Here is a 21,975-nt window from a genome sequence, read left to right as displayed (position 1 = left end):
TTTTTTCCTTAAGGTGCATACAACACCTGAACATTAGCATCTGCATTATTAAAAAAAGCACTAACCGGCATCACCATGGGATCATGCTCCGCCATGGCTTGATGCAATACAGCCAGTTTTTTTTGGCCTATTAAATGGAAAAAAATCACGCGACTGTTTAATAATCTTTTTTTAGATAAGCTGATTCGTTGATGAGACGCTGTTTTTGGGCTAACACAAAGTATTGCAGCGGCATTATCATCTAACCCGTTAACAAGCTCATCAGCGCAAGGAAATAAAGATGCAGTATGTCCATCTTCACCCATACCTAAAACCACTGCGTCAAAAGTGGGTAAAGAAGCGATGATGCGTTCTGTTTGCTCTATAGAATGATTTTCACTATATAAACTTAGAAAATGAGCTTTAGATGCGTGATTTTGGAGTAAAAATTGGCGAACCAAATGTTCATTGCGAGCAGCATCATGAGCAGGAACACAACGCTCATCTGCCAGAGTGACCGTAACTTTACTCCAGGGAAGCTCTGTTCCCGCCAGTGCCTTAAATAAATCGATGGGAGTTTTTCCGCCTGAAACCACTAAATAAGCATGGCCACGTTGTTTTACTGCATCACCAAGAACCTTCTTTAACTGGCCAACTAGATCTTCAGTTAATAAAGACGCGTCACTAAAACTATGTAACTGCATTTTGTTCACCCCATACATGTGCTTTGCCATTGTACAAACGAATGACCTCCAAAGGCCCCCAAGTTCCGGATGGATAAGTATAGAGTGGGCTATCTTGTCTTTCCCATGCGTGCTTGATTTCATCTATCCAATGCCAGGCTTGCTCAACTTCTTCACGGCTAACAAACAGATATTGATTGCCTAACATGACTTCCAACAACAAACGTTCATAAGCATCTGCAATTCTTTGTGAATTAAAAAGGTGGTTGAAATTTAAATTCAACTTACTGTCCCTTAATTGCATGCTTTCACTCAGGCCAGGAACTTTATTCATCATTCGAAACTCCACTCCCTCATCGGGTTGCAGGCGAATAATGAGCTGATTTGCAGACAATTCCTGTTTTAACTGTTTGAAAATGTTATAAGGTTGTGGTTTAAAGTAAATCACCACTTCACTTTGTTTTTTCGATAACCTTTTACCAGTCAATAAATAAAAAGGAACTCCTGACCAGCGCCAATTATCAATATAGGCTTTAATTGCAACAAAAGTCTCCGTGGTTGACTCTTTATGCGCCCCATCTTCATCGAGATATCCGGGAAGCTGTTGGCCTTTACTTACGTTTCTCACATATTGAGCACGTACTGTATTAGCATGTACCTGTACATCTGAAATAGGCCTTAATGACTTTAATACTTTTAATTTTTCACTTCGAATACATGCGGCATCGAGACTCATCGGTGGTTCCATTGCCAAAAGCGATAAAATTTGTAATAAGTGATTTTGTAGCATGTCCCTTACTTGACCTGATTTATCATAGTAAGCCCATCGTCCTTCAACCCCAACTTCTTCAGCCACGGTAATTTCAACTTTATCAATAGCTTTGTGATCCCAATTTGAGGAAAAAATCGCATTAGCAAAGCGAAGCACTAATAAGTTCAATACTGTTTCTTTACCCAAATAATGATCAATTCGATAAATCTGATTTTCAGCAAAAAAATGAGCCACTTCATTATTAATTGCAATCGATGAAGACAAATCATGGCCAATTGGCTTTTCTAAAACCACGCGCGATGGCTGTGTCGTTAAGCCAATACTCGAAAGACCTTGGCATGTTTGTGCATAGAGTGAGGGTGGAATTGCAAAATAGGAAATGGGAATCCGTTCTTGAGGACTCACATAATCGATTATTTTTGTAAAATCTGCAGATTGAGTTAAATCAATCTGACAATAAGTCATTCTGTCAACAAGACGAGACCAAACAAGCTCCTCAAGCGCCTCACCGATAAAAGTTTGCATTTTAGATTTCATTAACCCAGTGAAGTCAGTTAATGTTAATGCGTCACGTGCACAACTAATGATACGTGTATTGGCGTGAAGCAAGTGCGCACGTTCCAGCTGATACAACGCAGGGAATAATTTACGGCAAGACAGATCCCCCAATGCACCGAATAGAATTAAATCACAAGGATATTTTACAGCGACTTCTTCGATCATGCTTATCCCAAACAGTCATCTTTTTTAGAGGTTCAATACTAAATTGAAAGATAGTCCAGATCAACCCAAATCAATATTATCTTCAAGGCCTACACATGAAAAAATCTTGTCATTTATGCTCAGCAGTTTATTCACGAAAATCCAGTGTATTTGGCTTGATTCTGGGTCCCCAAAACAAGCTGTGAGATATAGAAATAGAAATCGGATTAAATCGATTAAAATCAATTTAAATGCTCCTATTATTGCAAAACCTCAGTTTTATGCTATATGAAATAAATAAGGTAGCTGTTCGCTTCTGCCGGACATCCTATGGCTTAGCTTTGGAGCGATGACTTAGATGAACCGTTGTTGCAGTACTTATCTTGACCTAAATCATTGTTAGGAGAAGCAGATGCTTAATAAGAGATTTTCAGAAAGACTAAATAAAGAACTTGATAATATTGGTGCTCCAGAATCAAGTGCGGAACGCATTGAAGTATTATCAAAGCTCGTGAAGATTCCAAAGTTTAAAGCAGAAGCATTGCTTAATGGCGCGACAAACCCAGATGAAAAACTACTCAACGCCCTCGCACAAGAATTTGAAGTAAGTGCAGATTGGCTAGTCGGTAAAAGTGACTCATCCCATTAATATTATTTTCCACTTTGTACTCGCATAATACATATATTGGCTATAATTAAAACAAAACCGTTCTAATTGTGGGATATATGTATTATGCAAACACCGATAGAGACGCCAATTACACGATCCTTAAAGCAACAAATCGGCCATTATGATAATCGCGGTCCATTTTGTATCAGCCCAGAAGGGGAGGAACAGTTATATCGGGGTATAGAGGCCTATGAAGGCACTCGCGTTACATTAGTTGAATCATATGCAAAGAAATACGATCAAAATATTAATACTGATGCTGCATCCGATCCCCAGTTTTTTAGAAAAAAATTCATCGAGTATACGCAGAGCCATCCGTTCCCCCAATATAACGGTAATCCTCAAACACGCGAAACCCACCCTGAAGAGGCGACCATAGGTATGGAGGCATTTTTTGGTGAACAAGGGGCTGAATTATACAAGCTTGCATTAGACGAAGAGATGAATAGCAAAGAATTTAGGCAGGCTGTAGTCATCAAATCAACCACACATTTTGATGGACCAAAGTGGACCGAGCGACCGGTGGTAATCGTTGGTGGTCCCTCAGCATCTGGAAAATCTTTTGCAGCACAAGCGGCAGTGGAAAAAGCAAAAGAATTTTTAGCATCTGATTACAGTGATATGAGTGGAAATTATGTTGTCGCAGCGGATGGAGGAATTGTTCGTGAAGTATCACAAATACGTAAACTAAGCATCCAATTAGCCACTAATGCAGGGCATGCCGGCCTTGACGATTTATATAGCAAATCTAAAAAATCGATGGAAAGTATAAAAGACAATGTACGCGAGGCAGCTTTTTTAAGCAATGTAGGTATGGTGATTCCTGAAACGTTTACAGACCCGCTAAAAGGAAGAAAACTGCTAAAACAAATTGAACGTTTAGAAAATACAAAACATATTTTTACACGTGTACAAGGTCACGATGACGATAATTTTCGCAAAGTTGTGGCGTTTATGGGCTCAAGAAGAGCATGGAAAACAAAAGATTTTAATCAAGAAGAATTAGATTTGAATAAATCTGGCTTAGTCGAATCAAAAGCATATGGCAAAAGCGGATTTACTTGGGGCAAGCTGTTCTCAAAAGAAGCAGAAGATTGGTTTAGACGCTGGAGTAAAGACAAGTTGTATATGCGCATTACCAATGATCTCATTCTTTTAAAACCTGATCCCGATCCTGCTAAACCAAGAAACTGGGTTACTGCAAAGCCCGACGATGAAGGAGCACGCCTCTTCTCTGAAAAAGCTTATAAGCAATGGCAAAACTTACCATCCACCTCTCCCAAACCTGATCTTATCGACTATTGCAAGAAAAACTCTAAATCGCAAATCACAACGTCTCCGCAGCTGGACTTTCTCGTAGCACAAAAAAATGTGGAACAAAAAATTGCTTTAGGCCAAGAAAAAATCAGACAAGCAGAACAAAAAAATGCTCATGAAACAGATCCTAAAGCAAAAGCTAAAAGTGAAGAACGCATTAGATGTCTTAAAACGCGGGAGGCTTTTTTAGATGGTCTTGCACATTTTACTCTACAGAATTTAGATAACTGGCATTCCATTGAACAGATGAAATCTCAGGTTTCGGATCAACTTCTTGCATTACGAATGGATCCAAACTCAAAAAAAATCCTTAGCAGAAGAACGATGAACGTTGTCAATGAATTGATACAAACACTCGATAAAGCAAGTCAAGAACTCCAAAATAATCCAACTTTTTATCAAGAAAGGGATCATACGATGTTCTTTAAAAAGAAATATAATGAAGCGGTAAAACGATTTGAAAATACGAATGAGCAAGAAGAAGAGCAAGTAGGCCCCCACTCTCCAAGCTCATGATAAATCTTGATGAGCTTCCTGTATCAAAGGAACAGGGAACACCAAGATTTTACATTTTACGTGATTTACAGCTGCTGAAGCGCATTTAATAAATTATCTATATCTGCTTCATTGTTGTAGTAATGCAAGGAAACTCTAATACCACCATCACGCTGAGTTACCCAAACATTATGGCTTTCCAGAAGTTTCATTATCTTCTCTAGCTCTTGGAAAGGACCTAATTGTATAATGCCTGAGCGATATTGCTTTTCAGTATTTGAAAGTACAGGAATATTTAATTGGCGCAATCGTTCTACTAAATAATCAGTAAGAAACATAATTCGTTCGGCAATGTTTGCAATCCCAATTTCGTCAATCAAATCAAGTGCCGCGTTAAAACCGGAAAAAATGGTCATATTATCCCAGCCTAATTCAAAAACACGAGCAGATTGATAAAACTGACAGCTTCCATCAAAGTTCATTGCAGACTGAACACTTCTCCATCCAATTAAAGCAGGTGTCAATTTTTTAAAGAGGTCTGGATGAATGTAAATAAAGGCGATTCCTTCACCACAGCCCATCCACTTATAACAAGAACAAACTAATGCATCAATTCCTTGCTTTTTAACATCGATAGGAAATGCGCCAATTCCTTGAGTTCCGTTCACAATAAAATGCGCATCTTTCTTTAATTCCTTAATTCGTTCCAAATTAAGTTTATAACCATTAGCATAATGGACATAGCTGGCTACAATTGAAGAAATTTTTTCATTTTCTTGTTGTGCAGAAACTAATTGCTCGGCAAAGTTCGCGGCTGAATCAGTCCACTTTACTGAATGTCCCGCATTTTCCCAGGGTAAAATCGATGAGGAAAAATCATTTTTTACAAGCAAAACAGAGTCTTTGCGAGGTAGCGAATGAGCTAATGCATTCATACCAAATGACACGCTAGGGATAAAAGCGATGTGTTCTTTTTCTGCATTAATCAGTTTAGCAATTTTTCTCGACATGTTTCCATCAACTGAATGTTATCGCCAAAAATTCTGCCTTCATTTAAGGCTAATGATTGATAACGCTCAGTAACTGCATTAAGTGCCTGCTTTGATAAAGCGCCGCCTCCAGCTGTCATAAAATAAGTTTGCTGTGTTACAACCGGAAACATTTCTCTGTATTTTTCCCAATTTATCATTATCTTATAACCCTTCTTCACAACAATAATTTAACTCCAGCCGCTCTTTAGCTTCCTCTTCACTCATGCCGTCTAATACATAAAGAGTTCCTGCCTTAGTTTTTGCAATCCCTAATTTATTTGCTAATTGACCTGGCATAAAAACCTGGATTTGTTCAACAGTAACAGATAATTGCTGCATAATATCTGTTTTTAGTTGTTGCGTTAATGCTGAAATTTGAGCTGAATCTAAATTGTTTAATAATTCAATTCTCAACTCAATAGCACCATTTCTTGTAATAATTTGGTAATCACAGGCAATTTCATCGTTTTGGAATAAAATATTTTCAATCTCTATGGGAAAAGCTGAGTTTCCTGTGGTTTTGCACTGAATTAAATCCGCAGAACGTCCCATTGCATTAATTACTGGAGTAGAGTACTCGCAACCACAGCCATATTGTAATTTACCAAAATCACCTGTTTTATAACGCAACAATGGCATATGATTTTTATGGGTGTTGGTTAGCACGATGTTGCCCAACTCTCCTTCTTTCTTTATTGGCGTATTAAAATCATCCTCTAACAATTCAATAATTAAATAAGGTTTTGAAGGTAAGTGATACTGATGATTGCTGCATGATACTAAACCACCACTATCGAGCTCAGTTAAACCGTAAACTCCATGAACTGTTGCGCCCCCATACATCTTACTGATACGAGCAAACTTGGCTTTGGAGATAATTTCTCCTGTTAAAATAATTTTTTTAATTGAAGATGTTGCAGGAGCGATTCTGGGGATGTATTGTCTTGCATCAGCTGATGTTGGTGGTCATACGATACTTACCAGCTCTCGTACTGTTCATGACGAAATACAGAAAATAAGACCCGACCTTCTCGAAATATTATACCAACCTTTTTATGCAGATCGACGTGGAAATGAAGCAACGGGAACACCGCCTTATGATTTAAGCCCCATCTTTGCTATGCATGGAAATGAATTGCGTTGCCAATATCATCAGCCTTTTTATAACAATGCACAAAAAAATTCCCCGAACTACCACGTTTTACTCCGCAGCAAATTGAAGCCATGGAATTATTCGATCAGGTTTCACTACGTAAAGACATTGCCTTTGAAACAAAAGTAAAACCAGGTAGCATCATTTTTATTAACAATGAAGAAATTCTTCATGGTAGAACAACTTTTGATCATCCTCAAAATCAAACGGTTCGGCATTTATTAAGAATTTGGCTAAATACACCTGAAATTAAACATACCTTCCCAAGCTTTTTGGGCTATCAAGGATAAAATAAATACAACAAGGATGTTGTATCCGTTCATCTAATTGAAAATTTTAATTGTCTTAAAATAGATATTACTTTACAATTTTTCTGCATATGATGGCTAAAAATTTTCTTCTATGGCCATTTTTTAAACATAATCATTAGGATGAAACGTGTCTACAACCAGCAAAGTCGATAATTATCAACACAAATGGTACGCTTTTATAGGAATCGCCCTGCTTTCTTTTGGGTGTTATCTCGATTATACGGTAGTAAATGTTGCCTTACCTACCATACAACAAGAATTACAAGCAAACCTCGTCTCCATGCAATGGGTAATGAATATTTACTTCTTAGCATTATGCGTTTTAGCTACGGTAATGGGGGGATTTGGTGATTTATATGGACGTCGACGTTGTTTGTATCTCGGTGGGGGAATTTTTGTCATTGCCTCGATCATTGCTGGTGTTTCTTCTCATATTCATTGGTTGGTTTTTGGTCGATTATTGCAAGGGGTAGGTGCTGCGATTATATTTCCCTTGGGCCTTTCTTTGCTGCCACAATTTTTTCCTCAAGAAGAACGAGGTAAGGCTGTAGCTTGGTTTGGAAGTATAGGTGGTATTGCTTTGGCCTTAGGCCCCCTTTTAGGTGGACTTATTGTTACATATTTAGGATGGAGATGGATTTTCTTCATCAATATTCCTATTTGCTTATTAGGATATCTGTTTTGCAGCAAATCAGTTACAGAATCGCAAACCAATTCCCAACAAGTCTCTTTAGATATAAAAGGGATGGTCTTACTGGCATTTACTATGGGCAGCATTGTACTTGGTTTAATTTATAGCCAAAGCTATGGCTGGATAGCACCAATCACTTTAACCTGTTTTGCAGTTACTTTGGTGACAAGTATTTTATTGGTCAAGGCCGAAAACAATCATCCGACCCCACTCATTGACTTTAAAGATTATTCCAATGTACTCTTTTCTGCCGGAGCTATTCTTGTCTTTTTAGCGGGTATATTAAGCGCAGTTACTTTATTTTTTGATCCACTATATTTACAAATCATCAAAGAACAGTCAGCGCAATTATCTGGCTTTGTTTTATTCGCTATTCCCGTCTCAGTATTCTTGATTGCTTTTTTTGTAGGAAAACTTATCAGTAATCTGGGATTATTGCATACTATTTTATTAGGATTGTTCTTAGCGTGCTTTGCAACACTTTTACAAGTATTCTTTACAAGTAATGCCTCAATATTTTACATCATTTTTGCATTTGTTTGTCTTGGAAGCATGTGGGCTATGGGTAATACTGTTTCAATCATTGCTGCCCAAACCGCAGTAGGTCCCGAACGCGCGAGTGTTGCAACAGGATCTATGGTTACCTTATTTAATATTGGCGGCTCTATAGGCTTATCTCTAGCCATTGTTATTTATAATTTTGTAACAAATCATTCCCTCACTTCATTATCTACATCCAATGTCAACGGGCTAAGCGAAACACAAGTTTCCAGTTTAAAAGACTTCATTGCAAATCCTACGCATTCATTACAACTTCCAGAAAATGACTTTATCCATCAATTGTTTAATAGAATATTCATGAATGGATTTACTGGAGTAATGGCATTTTTATTTATCGCTTCTCTGATTGCCTTCTCAGTGGTTTGGCGAAGTAGAAAAGCTGAAAACGAAGCGAAAGCAAATAAACTTGCCAAAGTTAAGAACAGTAGTTCTCTTGCCTAATCAGTAACCTGGTTGCTTGCGACCAGGATCAAAAACTTAGAAAAAACTCACTTCCCGGTTGTAAACAACCGGGCTTCACGTAGTAGTCTTAGTCAAAAGTACAGGGGCTCTGAGAAAATTAGATTTGGGCGCTGATTGGATATTTATAAGATTTCCTATCCATGAAAACGATCATTTACACTGATCGGTTTTGCATGTTTCTCAATGTATTCAATGATTTTTCCAGCGATATTGATGCCAGTTGCTTTTTCTACCCCTTCAAGGCCAGGTGAAGAATTAATTTCCAAAACTAAAGGCCCATGATTCGAACGAATTAAATCAACACCAGCAACTTTTAAACTCATTGTTTTAGCAGCGCTGACCGCAATCGCACGCTCTTGTGGTGATAACTTTACCTTAACTGCCTTTCCACCTTGATGGACATTCGCACGAAACTCCCCCTCTTTTGCTTGTCGTTTCACCGCAGCAACCACCTTATCGCCTACAACAAAGCAACGAATATCAACCCCACGCGATTCCTCAATAAACTCTTGAACTAGGATATTGGCATGCATTTCTTTAAACGCATTAATGATACTTACAGCCGATTGATGACTGTCTGCTAGGATTACTCCCTTGCCTTGTGTACCTTCCAATAATTTAATGACTAAAGGTGCCCCACCGACCATGCGCACTAAATCCTCAGTGTCATCAGGAGATTGAGCAAAGCTAGTTAAGGGCATAGGAATCCCTTTACGCGCCAATAATTGTAAAGAACGGAATTTGTCTCGAGAGCGTGCGATGGCTAAAGATTCATTTAAAGCATACATGCCCATCGTTTCCATATGCCGTAAAACTGCAGTTCCATAGTACGTATTTGATGCACCAATTCTAGGAATTACCGCATCGAAATGCTGCAAAGGAGAGCCACCTCTATAATGCACCTTAGGGCAAGAGGCGGCGACATTCATGTAACAATATAATGGGTTAATAATTTTAATTTCATGACCAGCAGCCTCACCCTCTGCCTTCAGACGCTTGTGAGAGTATAAATGTGGATTAGTGGCCAATATTGCAATTTTCATGAAAAACGCGTTCCTCAACTTTTATTTTTATTATTAGGGTCCGCTTACAATTCGCTAGCTAAGTCAAAATACAGTGAATTTAGAGCATCGAAACACAGCATACACGAAGTATGCGAGTAGCGAAGTACATAAAATCACAGCGTTTTGGCCATGATAGTAGAATCGTAAATAGACTCTAGAAGTTCCATGCTAAAAATTTATTTACAACAGACTCGTATAAATAAGACTAGTCTAAAAAATGTAAAAATCACATTGGAGTTAAAAAATATATTTATAAAAATATCCTCAATTAGGAAACTAATAATAAATAATCTTTTGCCAATAAATCTGCATGATGCGGAGTGGTAAAAAATGCATTCAGTTCACCGTTAGGATTAAATAGCATTAAAGCGCCACTATGCTGAATATCATAATTTGTTGCATCATTACTTCCCTTTTCAATTACCTTCGCATAAGCAATACCCATTTCTCGAGTCATTGATTTAATGGACTCTTCGTCGCCACGTGCCCCATAAAAATTAGGATGGAATGAAGTCACATAAGCACGTAATTTCTCAGGAGTATCACGTTCTGGATCAATAGAAATCATTACGATCCGGGGTAAATTCTTCACACCCTTGTCTTCAAGGGTACGATACATTTTAGCTAATTCTGCCATTGTCGTTGGACAAACATAACCGCAGTTTGTGAAACCAAAAAACATTAAAGTCCATTTTCCTTTTAAGCTTTTATTATCGAATGATTTCTCATCAACGCCTTCTAAGCTGAAGCGATTCACTGTTCTTGGATTTTCAAGGTATGTACCATGAAAGGTAGACACATCGATTTTTTTCTTAAAGTGGAAATGTTGACCGACAAAAATCCCTGAAAATAGTCCTGCAAGAGCCAACAAAACAACAACGGTAAAGGTAACACTTTTAGCCTTTAAACTCATTTTATCCCCCTTAATAGGAACGGACAGGAAATAAGTCTCACCACTCGCTGTTCAATATCTATCTGAATTGCGGTGTGGGACTTATTTCATACACATTCCTTATAAATAATGATCGAACAATAAAAAAACAAACAACAACATCAAATAAACAATTGAAAATCTAAATGTTTGCATTGCAACTACAGGCTTATCAGTACGATATAACTTGTGAGACCAAAATAAAAATCGTCCTCCAAGTACTAAAGCACCGATTAAATAAAACAAACCACTCATCCCGATAACAAAAGGTAAAACACTTACTACCAATAATAAAATGGTATACAAATAAACACTTAATTTAGTAAATGCGATACCATGAGTCACCGGTAACATAGGAATTTCTGCGTCTTGGTACTCTTCATAGCGATAGATAGCCAAAGCCCAGAAATGGGGTGGTGTCCAAATAAAAATAATTAACACCAACAATAACGCTTGAGGATCCAGTTGATTGGTCACCGCCGTCCAGCCCAGTAATGGTGGAGCAGCTCCTGCCAATCCGCCGATAACGATGTTTTGTGACGTAGCTCTTTTTAAATAACCTGTATAAATACCTGCATAGCCAATCAATGTAACAAACGTCAGTATGGCAGTTAATTGATTCACAAAAACAACCAAAATGGTCAAGCCTAAGACTCCCATGATAAAAGCAAACAACATGGCCTGACGCACTGAAACTTGGCCACTGGCAACAGGTCGCTTTTTAGTCCTAGCCATGATGGCATCAATTCGCTTATCCACTAAATGATTAATTGCAGCAGCACTTCCTGCACACAATCCAATACCAAGTAAAGAAAAAAATAATAATGATAAGCTAACCCAACCTGGTGTTGCCAAGTACATGCCAACAACCACAGTCAACAACATAAGCAATACAACACGAGGCTTACATAACTCAAGATAATCACGCCAAGCAGCTGACGAGGGTTGAACTACATGATCAACGTGCATCATTTTGCCCCTTACGTGTAAAATGAAGTGTACTAAATGCTGTTGCCAATAATAGAGCTGCAACTCCATTATGGGCGACTGCTACACTGATTGGGAGTAGATAAACTACATTCAGGATACCTAAAGTAAATTGAACTAATATACATAGGAAAATCAACGCAGCAGCTGTTTTGAGATAATTGAAACGACTTCGCAACATAATCAATAAAGAAAGTGCCAGCATATATAGCGCAGTGATTACAGCCCCTAATCGATGAATCCATTGAATTGTTACCCGTACATCATGATCTAACAAACCACCTTGATAATTAGCCCCCACTGGTGCAAATAAATTAAATCCTTGTGCAAAATGTAAATCAGGCAACCATTCTCCATTGCACTGAGGAAAACCAATACATGAGATCCCCGCATAATTTGAACTGACCCAACCACCCAAAGCGATTTGCAGGAAAACAATAATTACCCCTAGACGCAACCAAGGACGCCATTGTGGCAAGTCCTGTCCGCTCAATGAGCTGATTTGCAAGCGAAAACGGCTTAAACAGGCGACAATCAGCATCCCACCTAAAAGATGCCCCATAACTACCACCGGTAATAACTTTAAAGTTACGGTCCACATTCCCAAAGCCGCTTGAAAAAAAACCAATACAAGTAATGCAGCAGGTAAATGCCAAGGCATCAAATAATCGCCACGTAAACGTTTGCGTAGCGCATAAAAAGCAATAAAAAAGATCAATAAAGCTAAAGAACCCGCGACATAACGATGAGCCATTTCGGTCCAAGCCTTTCTAGACTCGATAGGAATTTGGGGATATTGAGTCTGAGCTGCTTTCAATTTTTCCTTAGCGCTTGGAAGTACCATCTGCCCATAACAACCAGGCCAATCAGGGCAACCCAAGCCTGCATCAGTCAAACGTGTGTAGGCACCCAACATCACCACTAATAAAGATAAAAGCACAGTAAATGATACTACATATCGTAATAATTTATTCTGCATCAGATTAATCACTCTTGTTTTCTGTTGTATTTAGTAACAACTTCAAATCTTTATATACATCTTCAGGATTAACCTGAGGTGCATAACTGAGAATTAAATAATTACCCGGATCAGCTATAAATACTTGCGCTTGTGAAAGTAAAGTATCTTTTGCAGTAAGCTCAGCCGCAGATAATTTCGCCACTTTAAAATCTATATCCTTTAAAAAGGATTGTTGTTCCTGCGATAAAGGAGGTGCTTTATCACTGATAAGAAGCCATTGATCGACCTGGTATAACTTACGCCCCAATGCCAGGCGAATTCGAGCCAAGACATCCAATTGTTTCATACATACCTGGTCACAAGTCTCTGGACTCCAAAAAACGATACGCCACTTAGACTTTCCCTCCAAAGTATCTAATAATACTGGGGGATTCAGTAAGGTCCCTTTATTGATCCGTGCAGAGCCCAACCAGGAAGGATGCTGGAAAAACACATAAGCAGTTATCCCAGGTGTGGCGAATATTACAACTAACAACAATAAAATATAATATTTACTGGATTGTTTTCTCATTTTTTTTCTTCAGATTTAATGCTACAAATATAATTAGTATCACCAATGCCATAACAAACCACTGCATAGCATAAGCTAAATGCCGCTGCGGAGGCATGGAGACCGTCTCCCATTCACGCACAAATCCATTTGTATCTTGCTTGTCGAGGCGAATAATAAACGGAGAGACTGATTTTTGCAAAATTTGGCTGATCAATTGATCATCCACACGCTCCAAAATGGTTATTTTATTCCCTTTTTCTTCCGAAACAGGCCCTAAAACCCATTGCTTTTTACTCGGAAAATATGCCGTACCCTGTAATTCCATGACTCCTTTAGGAATTTGGATATTCGGGAGAACACGACGTGTCAGCTCACCAGGAACCCACCCTCGATCAACAATGACAATAGTGCCATCAGATAATTCCAAGGGAGATAGTACATCGTAACCAAATTGATGTTTGTGATGCTGATTATCCAATAAGAATATTTGCGGCAAATACTCCCCTTCCAAGATGATGCGTTCATATTGTAACGGCAGCTTTTCCTTTGTATTCCAAAGGATTGGTTTTTGCTTTTCTTGTGCCTTTTGTGCAAGAATCATTTTTGTTTTTTCATCTGCACGATAAATCTGCCAAAAACCAAGGCGTACAAACAAAGAAAAAAATAAGATAGCAAGAATGAACATCGGCCAACTTGGGGTGAAACGAAATTTAAAACAGGTTAAACTAGGCATCATTATTTAATTGTTCAAATGTTAGTCATAATCAGACGGCAATTTCAGGAGTATAACAAATGATCACTAAAATTATCATCATATTTGCCATGATTATCATCGCAGCTTCTTTAGCAAGTGGTCTTATCTTTCTTATTCGTGACTCCGGTAACTCCAAACGGACTATTAAAGCCTTAACCATAAGAATAAGTATTTCAGTGGGTTTATTTATATTTTTATTAATTGCTTTTAAACTGGGTTTAATTAAGCCACATGGCATTTAATGTGTAGCTACTCACCATGGTTGAGAGCATGGCGCTGAATAGTTACATTAATTTTAAGGGTATAATTATGCGTATATTATTAATTAGTTTCTTATTCTTTTGTCACTGCATACATGCCGACACCATAAAGAACTATATGAATATTGCTGATAATATTCCGCAGATGGAGGTTAAAGCCGATCCTCAAGCACAAGCGTGGGCTAGGTCCGCCCGTCATGTTTTGACAATAACCTGTGAAAGTATTGCTGAAACAATGATTCAGGCGAATGAAATCGCAAAAAATCATGGAACGCCTATGTTTTGCCTCCCCCCAAGCGTACAACTTAATGCACCTACTCTTTGTGGGCTGATTCAGCAAACTTATAAAGAAATCTCAAGCCAGCAAAGCGACAAAGACGCCATGACTGTATCGCAAATAGCCTGGTTAGGTGCAAGCAAACAATACCCATGCCAACAAAATACCGCAGCCAAAAATGAAATGCTTCATGTTTCTGCTGCGTTAGGACAACCATCTGCAGCACAGCCACCAGTAACGCAACCATCAACAGAGCAACCAGCAACAGCCCAACATTAGTCTTTCAGAGAAATTCTAAACCCGGATTTTGTATACATCTAGATGATGGATCATTAACACATACCTGGTCATCCTTGTATGTGTTAGGTAATCTCGTTGACAAAAATAGCTCAATAAAACGTAGCAACTGTCTTAAATTTTATTTCAAGACAGTTGCTACACTTGCTACATCGCTGAAGCATAACAAAAGATAATGTAAGTTGATGCTAAGCGCAGCAATTTATTTACTAAACTCTTCAAAAGCCTCTAAAGCTTCTGCGGCATACATTAGAGATGGGCCACCACCCATGTATACAGCCATACCTAGCGTTTCTAAAAACTCTTCTCGGGTTGCTTGTAATTTAATTAATGCTTGTGCATGAAATCCGATACAACCATCACATTGTTTGGCAACAGCCAAAGCCATAGCAATTAATTCTTTAGTTTTTTTATCGAGTACGCCGTCTTTAGATGCTGCCTGCGCTAGAGCTGAAAATCCAGACATTACTTCTGGCATTTCCTTACGCATTTTCGCTAATTGAGTACTGATGTCTCTGGTGACTTGAGAATATTTATCTGACATTTAAAAGCTCCTTTTTGTAACCACTCATTCTCGTTTATCTTTATGCAAGTAAATGATTTAATTGAGCGATTTATTAATAATTACGCCAAGAAGGCATATGATTATTTTGAACCGGCTCCCGTAAAGATAGATTTTACGAGACAACGTTCGTTTAGCGATACATAAGACCTAAAAATGTCTTGTATCTCGAACCCTCGTTAATTTACAGCATTAGTTTATTGAGAAAAAGATTCTCGATCAAGAAACAGCACGATTTAGTGTTTCTTTCGCTAAAGTTAGGCGACGCACCACCTCACCTAGCTCTGCTTTTAAATGTAAAATTGCACTGGGATTATGATTATGCCTTAGATGTTCTAAAGCTTTAGTCATTGCTTGTTGTTGTTCTTCTAAGGTTTTAATTTCTAACTCAAGGTCATTTATCCATTGCCGCCTGGTACTTAGCATCTTAATGCCAAATACTGGTTTTTCCTCAGGCTTAGCCTTACCTTGATGCATTTGACATAACACAACTAAAACATTAATTTTTCGTCTGATTCGTTCCGCCAAATAAAAAGCACTACGCTTATTTTTTTGCGCACCTAAGGCGTGGATATCTGCTTTAATTTCTGCAATACATGCAGCACCACCATTTAGCCCTGAATCGGTACGAAATAACCCTTTGGGCAAACGCTGGCTCGAAAAAAATGAGCCAAGCTCGCTAATCTTCCATTCCAATTCAGGTAATCTTGCCATTAACTGGCTTAATAATTCATTAGATTCTGCTGGGATATCCATCATACTTTTTGTCTATAAATGCCTTCCGCGTACACAGGAGAATCTTTAATCTGGAACAGCCTCCAATACTGCTGTTTTTCCGCGCGACCAAGTGCTTATAAACGGTGGTAAACACATGAGAATTAAGCCACAAATTAATGTTAACTCATAACGTGCCATACTACCTACATTGATGCCGTCTGGTGGAATAAAACTTACTGCCAAGGTAGCACATACACCAATAATACCTACCCCTGCAACAAATAGCATGCCGAACATGCCTCCAGGGATCGCAAAAGGCCGGTGATGATGAGGTTCAGCAAACCGCAATTTAATTGCAGCGGCAAACATAATGAAATACATCAACATATACAATTGCGCTGCTAAAGCAGTTAATAACCAATAAGAGCCATTCACACTAGGCATAAACAAGAATAATCCTGATAATACGGTAACAATGCTCGCCTGCGTGTACAGCATAACAACCGGGGCACCTTGTGCGTTCGTACGTTGGAAATATTCGGGCAAATTTCCATCTTCAGCAGCAACCAGCAATCCTTTTGTGGGAGCAATTATCCAATTACTCACGCCTCCAAGCCCTCCCAAAACCAGCATTACAGCAACTACAGGCATCATCCAATATAAATGATAGCTAGAGAAAAATGCCTCGAATGCTTGCATAATGCCAGCAACTAAATTGATGTCTTTTCCTGGTAAAACAATCGCAATGGCTAAAGATCCAAGGATTAAAGTACTTAAAATAATTCCTACTGAATAGATTAAAACTTTGGGAAAAGCATGCTGTGGGTTATGTACATCGTTAGCATGAACTGTCGCAATTTCAATGCCACAAAAAGACATAATGATCGCCGTTAAGGAAACCCACATGGATTTATCTGATAAATGCGGCACGATACTCGGAATATCAAACTGAATCTGTAAGGGATTCCCTTGAGTAATCCACACAGCTCCTAGACCAATAATGAGAGACATAGGCAACAATAAACCTGCAAGAGAGCAAAGATTACTAAATGCCGCAGATGATTTCATCCCGCGCAGATTCAATATCGTCGCGCCCCAAAATGCACTCACGATGACCGACCATAAAAAATAAGGATTACTTGTTAACTCAGGATTAATTAAATAGCCAATAGTTCCGGCGACAAAAGATAAAATCGTTGGATACCAAATTACGTTTTCTATCCACTGCAACCAAATGGCTAAGAAACCTGCTTTTTTACCGAAAGCCTGTTTTACCCAAATATAAATCCCACCCTGTCGTGGCCATCCCGAAGCCAGCTCTGCGGAAACCAACGCGGTAGGGATTAGAAAAAATAAAGCACCTAAAACAAAATAAAAAATTAATTGACTACCGAATAAGGCTGTAGCAGGCAAATTGCGTATGCTGTCTACAGAACCAACTGTTATCATCGTCAGACTAAAAATTGTCAGTGAGTGTTTTTTCTCGATCATCGCATTCCTTCAGTGCAGTTTTTGGGCTTGAAGAAGCTTAATTATATAAAAATTAGCTTAAGGAACCCTTAATAATAGGGTAATAATTAAACAAAATGTTCCTTAATTCCATTTAATCACCCGCAGATTCTTAATACGCTCTGTAAAATAACATGATTTAACCAGAAAATCTCTGCCTTTTTTCCTGTCGTTGTGCACAAAATCACTCGCGCCCGCAAGAGATGTGGACACGGTCAAAAATCCCTTTATAAAAAAAATCGTATGAATTTGGCTTATAGCAAACTGGAGCATTCCAGAAAAAAACAGTTGGTACCTTATCGTTGGCATCTTTAGCTTGCGTTGAATGGTTTAACTGCTTTTTCTAGGATCATAGTCTGGGCAGTTTCATAACATACTCTCTCTGTGCTATAGTTCCTATTTTTTTCGGGCAACATATTATGTTTGAAACCTTAACCGAACGTTTGACTCGCACCTTTAAAAATTTACGAGGACAGGGTCGATTAACTGAAGAAAATGTACAACACGCTCTGCGTGAGGTCAGGCTTTCACTGCTTGAAGCAGACGTTGCCTTACCTGTTATTAAAGAATTTATTGAACAAGTAAAACAAAAGGCTTTAGGGCAGGAAGTCTTAACTGAATTAAATCCTGATCAAGCCTTTATTAAAATTGTCCATGATGAATTAATCCATATTATGGGCGATGAACGCGCTGAACTTAATTTTAAAACCCAACCCCCTGCAGTATTTTTAATGGCAGGATTGCAAGGGTCAGGTAAAACAACCAGCACTGCAAAATTAGCCCGTTACTTGAAAGAGTCTGAGAATAAAAAAGTAATGGTAGCCAGCGTCGACGTTTATCGACCTGCGGCAATCCAACAACTTAAAGTATTAGCGGAGCAAATAGGGGTTGCCTTTTTCCCATCCGAAGCCAATGAACAGCCGCTTGCCATTGCCAAAAAAGCGTTGGATACAGCCAAGAAACAATATATGGATGTTTTGCTGATTGATACGGCAGGCCGATTGCATATTGATGCCGATATGATGGATGAAATTAAAGGCTTGCACAAAGAGATTACGCCTATTGAAACGCTGTTTGTTGTCGACAGCATGACAGGGCAAGATGCGGCAAATACAGCAAAAGCTTTTCATGAAGCCCTACCATTAACCGGGGTCATTTTAACCAAAACGGATGGTGACGCACGAGGTGGAGCCGCGCTTTCTGTAAAGCAAATTACTGGACAACCTATTAAATTTATTGGTAGTGGTGAAAAAGTAGAAGCTTTGGAGCCGTTTCATCCTGAGCGAATTGCCTCAAGAATTCTTGGCATGGGAGATATTCTCACGCTGATTGAAGAAGTTGAGCGTAAAGCAGACAAACAAGCGAGTGAAAAGCTCGCTAAGAAACTGAAAAAGGGTAAAAGCTTTGATCTAGAAGACTTTAAACAACAGCTCCTACAAATGAACAATATGGGTGGTGTTGCCGGGATGATGAGCAAGCTTCCTGGTGTCAGTCAAATGATGCCTCAACAGGCAATGCAACAAGTCGGTGATAAAGCCATGGCCCAAACCATTGCCATTATTAATTCCATGACCCCCAAAGAACGTCGTATCCCCAAGCTTATTGTGGGTTCACGTAAAAAGCGCATTGCTTTGGGCTCAGGGACACAAATACAGGATGTGAATAAGTTATTAAAACAATTTGAACAAATGCAAAAAATGATGAAAAAATTTACCAAACCCGGTGGAATGCAAAAAATGATGCGTGGACTCGGTGGAATGGCTGGTTTAAAAGGCATATTACCCGATGATTTTAAATAATTCACAAGAATTACTTCACATGCTGAATTAATTTTCGTACAATACACGGCATTTTTACGTAACCACTCTTAAAGTAGAGGAAAACAATGGTCGTTATACGTTTATCAAGAGGTGGCGCTAAAAAGCGTCCGTTTTATCATATGGTCGTTACTGACAGCCGCAAGCGCCGTGACGGTAGCTATATTGAGCGCATTGGTTATTTTAACCCTATAGCTCGTGGGCAAGAAGTACGTCTGCACATTGATGCAGAAAAATTAAGCCACTGGCAAAAAGTAGGCGCACAGTTGTCTGATCGCGTAAGCGCTTTAGTCAAAGAGTTTAATAAAAAAGGCGAAGCTGCTTAATAACGTGAATAATCAGGAAAACTGGATAGTCATTGCCCGTTTTGGGCGGCCACATGGTGTTAAAGGTTTTGTTACGGTTCACTCCTTTACAGAACCTCGTGATAATGTCCTAAAGTATGCAAATTGGCATGCCTTTATCAACAATAAATGGCAGCCAATGAAGTTATTGCGTGCTGAAGTACAAAATAAATCCATCATTGTCCAAATTGAAGGTTATCCTGAACGCGAATCAGTAGCTTACCTAACTAATATAGAAATTGCGATTCAACGGGGGCAATTAGCAACACTAGAACCTGGTGAATATTATTGGCATCAGCTTATAGGTATGAAAGTGATTAACCAACAAGGCGAGCCTTTTGGAAATGTCACTGAAATAATTCCTACGGGTGCAAATGATGTGTTGGTTGTAGAAGGTAATAAAAGACATTTAATACCTTATTTACTTGGCCAATTTATATTAGATATAGATTCGAAACAGCAGATAATTACTGTTGATTGGGATATGGATTTTTAAGTGGTACTTCATCTCGGAGTAATCAGCTTAATACCAGAAATACTTAATGCCTTGAAGTATGGCATTACGGGCAGAGCAATTGAGCAAGAGTTGGTCAAAATTGATCACTGGAATCCAAGAGATTGGTCCTCCAGGCCTTACAGGCAAGTCGATGATAAGCCTTATGGTGGCGGCCCGGGAATGGTGATGATGTATGAGCCCTTAAAAGGGGCAATAATGCAGGCACGAAGTCAAATGCCAAGTCATTGCAAAACGATTTACCTGAGTCCTCAAGGTAAGGTAATTCGGCAAAATGACTTAAATAAAGTGGCACATGACAAACAACCCCTGCTTTTTATTGCCGGGCGATATGAAGGAATTGATGAGCGTATCCTTCAACACTATGTTGATGAAGAATGGTCTCTTGGAGATTTTGTTTTAAGTGGTGGTGAGCTGGCTGCTACGGTATTTATCGATGCAATTGTTCGTTTAATACCAGGGAGTCTAGGGCATCTTGGTTCAGCGGAACAAGATTCATTTATGAATGGTTTACTGGATTGCCCTCATTATACTCGACCAGCAACCGTTGACGGGTTAGAGGTACCACCCGTTTTATTAGGTGGTAATCACAGAGATATAGAACTGTGGCGAAGAAAGCAATCTCTGGGTAAAACCTGGCTTAAACGTCCAGATTTACTTGAAAAAATACAGTTAAGTGAAACAGACAAGCAATTGCTTGCTGAGTTTATGTATGAACACGGTGATTCCTAAAGGATGAACCAATTTGAGGAGTAGTCCATGACTAATATTATTGATCAACTGAATGCTGAGCAAATGCAAGGCAAAGAAATCCCAGATTTCAACCCAGGTGATACTGTTTTGGTTCAAGTGAAAGTAATTGAAGGTACCCGTGAGCGTTTACAGGCTTTTGAAGGTGTTGTTATAGCAAAACGTAATCGTGGTTTGAACTCTGCATTCACTGTTCGTAAAATTTCTCACGGTGTTGGGGTTGAGCGTGTATTCCAAACTTACAGTCCAATTGTTGATAGCATTACCGTAAAAAGACGTGGTGATGTACGTCGCGCTAAACTTTATTACCTCCGTAATCTAGCTGGTCGTGCAGCACGTATCAAAGAAAAGTTAACCGGTAAAAAAGCGGATTAATAGTTAATTCCAGGACAAATCCAATCATCCCCGTGCAAACGGGGATTTTTTTTATGAGCAAGAAAGTTTACTTTAATAGGTAAGCGTTCATGGCCACTCATCCTTGTAAGTGCAGGCTGGACCGTTAAGCCCAGCGTTTGCTGAGTTAACTCCTCTCTTCAAAATGTCCATCATGAAAACCATCACTGTAATTTCAATGAACAAGTAACTTATCCATGGTGTTCACTGAGTTTTTGGCAAACGTGCATGACTAAAATCATAGCTGCTGTTTAGCCTATAGCCACAATGATTATAGGAGGCGACTTAATGATAAATGGCACAAGCGGTTAAAATTGATGCTCTACTGAAAATTCATCCTTGTTGTTTTGATTCTTCATCCACTTGAAACGGAATCGACAACCATTTGTCTTGGCTTTTTTTGCTAAAAGTCTCAAATGTAATATTTACTCATATTGAATAAGGTTCACTTAATAAAA

General features: G+C 38.8%; 26 protein-coding genes. 12 read left to right on the top strand and 14 right to left on the bottom strand.

The genetic code is table 11. The features are described from left to right. Positions 1-8: 8 nt before the first annotated feature. Both pgl and zwf read right to left on the bottom strand, forming a co-directional pair. Positions 9-683: a 6-phosphogluconolactonase gene (gene pgl, locus BGO44_RS15925; protein WP_058509914.1), complete on the bottom strand. Its 675-nt coding sequence runs from the start codon at positions 681-683 to the stop codon at positions 9-11. Next, positions 670-2,157, bottom strand: coding sequence for a glucose-6-phosphate dehydrogenase (gene zwf / locus BGO44_RS15920; RefSeq protein WP_273198543.1), 1,488 nt, complete (start codon positions 2,155-2,157; stop codon positions 670-672). Before zwf ends, pgl begins: the two co-directional genes overlap by 14 nt. A gap of 391 nt (positions 2,158-2,548) precedes the next feature. Between zwf and BGO44_RS15915 the strand changes: the two genes are divergently transcribed. Next, the gene (locus tag BGO44_RS15915) at positions 2,549-2,785 is read left to right on the top strand and encodes a hypothetical protein (RefSeq protein ID WP_028380906.1); all 237 of its coding nucleotides are present in this window, start codon (positions 2,549-2,551) and stop codon (positions 2,783-2,785) included. Between the two features lie 84 nt (positions 2,786-2,869). Beyond that, a complete protein-coding gene (locus tag BGO44_RS15910; protein WP_273198545.1) occupies positions 2,870-4,639 on the top strand; it encodes a hypothetical protein in 1,770 nt (589 codons plus the stop codon). Positions 4,640-4,704: 65 nt separating this feature from the next. Here BGO44_RS15910 and BGO44_RS15905 read toward each other — a convergent pair whose 3' ends face one another. The 3 genes from BGO44_RS15905 to BGO44_RS15895 are packed head-to-tail and all read right to left on the bottom strand — an operon-like array spanning position 4,705 to position 6,492. Continuing rightward, a complete protein-coding gene (locus BGO44_RS15905; RefSeq protein WP_273198547.1) occupies positions 4,705-5,628 on the bottom strand; it encodes an aminotransferase class V-fold PLP-dependent enzyme in 924 nt (307 codons plus the stop codon). After that, entirely contained in the window at positions 5,604-5,807 is a 204-nt protein-coding gene (locus tag BGO44_RS15900; protein ID WP_273198548.1) for a hypothetical protein, read from the bottom strand. The genes BGO44_RS15905 and BGO44_RS15900 overlap by 25 nt, the downstream gene beginning before the upstream one ends. Positions 5,808-5,811: 4 nt before the next feature. Next, complete coding sequence (locus BGO44_RS15895; RefSeq protein WP_273198549.1) at positions 5,812-6,492, bottom strand: phenylacetate--CoA ligase family protein; 681 nt, start codon at positions 6,490-6,492, stop codon at positions 5,812-5,814. A gap of 19 nt (positions 6,493-6,511) precedes the next feature. On the opposite strand from BGO44_RS15895, the gene BGO44_RS15890 reads away from it, so the two are divergent. The 3 genes from BGO44_RS15890 to BGO44_RS15885 all read left to right on the top strand — a co-directional run bounded on the left by BGO44_RS15890 (position 6,512) and on the right by BGO44_RS15885 (position 8,806). Continuing rightward, positions 6,512-6,931, top strand: a complete 420-nt coding sequence (locus BGO44_RS15890; protein WP_157070703.1) for a TauD/TfdA family dioxygenase — start codon at positions 6,512-6,514, stop codon at positions 6,929-6,931. Next, entirely contained in the window at positions 6,874-7,092 is a 219-nt protein-coding gene (locus BGO44_RS18630; protein WP_058509908.1) for a TauD/TfdA family dioxygenase, read from the top strand. Before BGO44_RS15890 ends, BGO44_RS18630 begins: the two co-directional genes overlap by 58 nt. Before the next feature lie 148 nt (positions 7,093-7,240). Further along, positions 7,241-8,806 (top strand): MFS transporter, encoded by a 1,566-nt coding sequence (locus tag BGO44_RS15885; protein ID WP_058509907.1) that lies wholly within the window; start codon positions 7,241-7,243, stop codon positions 8,804-8,806. A 155-nt stretch (positions 8,807-8,961) separates the two neighbouring features. Here the strand turns inward: BGO44_RS15885 and rimK are convergent, their stop codons facing one another. The 6 genes from rimK to BGO44_RS15855 form a co-directional block, all read right to left on the bottom strand. After that, positions 8,962-9,870 carry a 30S ribosomal protein S6--L-glutamate ligase gene (gene rimK, locus BGO44_RS15880; protein ID WP_058509906.1) on the bottom strand — a complete coding sequence of 303 codons (909 nt, stop codon included), beginning with the start codon at positions 9,868-9,870 and terminating at the stop codon, positions 8,962-8,964. Positions 9,871-10,159: 289 nt separating this feature from the next. Continuing rightward, complete coding sequence (locus BGO44_RS15875) at positions 10,160-10,804, bottom strand: SCO family protein (protein WP_058509905.1); 645 nt, start codon at positions 10,802-10,804, stop codon at positions 10,160-10,162. Between the two features lie 99 nt (positions 10,805-10,903). After that, positions 10,904-11,791, bottom strand: coding sequence for a heme o synthase (gene cyoE / locus BGO44_RS15870; protein WP_058509904.1), 888 nt, complete (start codon positions 11,789-11,791; stop codon positions 10,904-10,906). Beyond that, a complete protein-coding gene (locus BGO44_RS15865; protein WP_193393385.1) occupies positions 11,781-12,788 on the bottom strand; it encodes a COX15/CtaA family protein in 1,008 nt (335 codons plus the stop codon). Before BGO44_RS15865 ends, cyoE begins: the two co-directional genes overlap by 11 nt. A 4-nt stretch (positions 12,789-12,792) precedes the next feature. Beyond that, positions 12,793-13,341 (bottom strand): redox-active disulfide-containing membrane protein, encoded by a 549-nt coding sequence (locus BGO44_RS15860; RefSeq protein WP_058509902.1) that lies wholly within the window; start codon positions 13,339-13,341, stop codon positions 12,793-12,795. Beyond that, entirely contained in the window at positions 13,322-14,056 is a 735-nt protein-coding gene (locus tag BGO44_RS15855) for an SURF1 family protein (RefSeq protein ID WP_193393412.1), read from the bottom strand. Before BGO44_RS15855 ends, BGO44_RS15860 begins: the two co-directional genes overlap by 20 nt. Positions 14,057-14,115: 59 nt before the next feature. Here BGO44_RS15855 and BGO44_RS15850 point away from each other — a divergent pair, with 59 nt between their 5' ends. Together BGO44_RS15850 and BGO44_RS15845 are read left to right on the top strand one after the other, a co-directional pair. Further along, positions 14,116-14,319: a twin transmembrane helix small protein gene (locus tag BGO44_RS15850; protein ID WP_273198552.1), complete on the top strand. Its 204-nt coding sequence runs from the start codon at positions 14,116-14,118 to the stop codon at positions 14,317-14,319. A gap of 67 nt (positions 14,320-14,386) precedes the next feature. After that, positions 14,387-14,893 carry a phosphatase gene (locus BGO44_RS15845; RefSeq protein ID WP_273198554.1) on the top strand — a complete coding sequence of 169 codons (507 nt, stop codon included), beginning with the start codon at positions 14,387-14,389 and terminating at the stop codon, positions 14,891-14,893. Positions 14,894-15,113: 220 nt separating this feature from the next. Here BGO44_RS15845 and BGO44_RS15840 read toward each other — a convergent pair whose 3' ends face one another. The 3 genes from BGO44_RS15840 to BGO44_RS15830 all read right to left on the bottom strand — a co-directional run bounded on the left by BGO44_RS15840 (position 15,114) and on the right by BGO44_RS15830 (position 17,681). Then, entirely contained in the window at positions 15,114-15,455 is a 342-nt protein-coding gene (locus BGO44_RS15840; protein WP_273198556.1) for a carboxymuconolactone decarboxylase family protein, read from the bottom strand. A gap of 237 nt (positions 15,456-15,692) precedes the next feature. After that, positions 15,693-16,232 (bottom strand): hypothetical protein, encoded by a 540-nt coding sequence (locus tag BGO44_RS15835; RefSeq protein WP_058509898.1) that lies wholly within the window; start codon positions 16,230-16,232, stop codon positions 15,693-15,695. Between the two features lie 42 nt (positions 16,233-16,274). Then, complete coding sequence (locus BGO44_RS15830; protein WP_058509897.1) at positions 16,275-17,681, bottom strand: APC family permease; 1,407 nt, start codon at positions 17,679-17,681, stop codon at positions 16,275-16,277. Positions 17,682-18,118: 437 nt separating this feature from the next. On the opposite strand from BGO44_RS15830, the gene ffh reads away from it, so the two are divergent. The 5 genes from ffh (at position 18,119) to rplS (ending at position 21,499) form a co-directional block, all read left to right on the top strand. Then, complete coding sequence (gene ffh / locus BGO44_RS15825) at positions 18,119-19,498, top strand: signal recognition particle protein (protein ID WP_273198558.1); 1,380 nt, start codon at positions 18,119-18,121, stop codon at positions 19,496-19,498. Positions 19,499-19,584: 86 nt separating this feature from the next. Continuing rightward, a complete protein-coding gene (gene rpsP, locus BGO44_RS15820) occupies positions 19,585-19,842 on the top strand; it encodes a 30S ribosomal protein S16 (protein ID WP_058509895.1) in 258 nt (85 codons plus the stop codon). A gap of 4 nt (positions 19,843-19,846) precedes the next feature. Further along, positions 19,847-20,356 (top strand): ribosome maturation factor RimM, encoded by a 510-nt coding sequence (gene rimM / locus BGO44_RS15815; RefSeq protein WP_058509894.1) that lies wholly within the window; start codon positions 19,847-19,849, stop codon positions 20,354-20,356. After that, entirely contained in the window at positions 20,357-21,106 is a 750-nt protein-coding gene (gene trmD / locus BGO44_RS15810; RefSeq protein WP_058509893.1) for a tRNA (guanosine(37)-N1)-methyltransferase TrmD, read from the top strand. Between the two features lie 27 nt (positions 21,107-21,133). Continuing rightward, on the top strand, positions 21,134-21,499 hold the full coding sequence (gene rplS, locus BGO44_RS15805) for a 50S ribosomal protein L19 (protein ID WP_058509892.1): 366 nt from the start codon (positions 21,134-21,136) through the stop codon (positions 21,497-21,499). Positions 21,500-21,975 lie beyond the last annotated feature (476 nt).

It is taken from the genome of Legionella sp. 39-23 (genome assembly GCF_001897665.1).
In the GTDB taxonomy this organism is placed as follows: domain Bacteria; phylum Pseudomonadota; class Gammaproteobacteria; order Legionellales; family Legionellaceae; genus Legionella; species Legionella steelei.
This window is presented reverse-complemented; position numbering and strand designations above follow the sequence as displayed.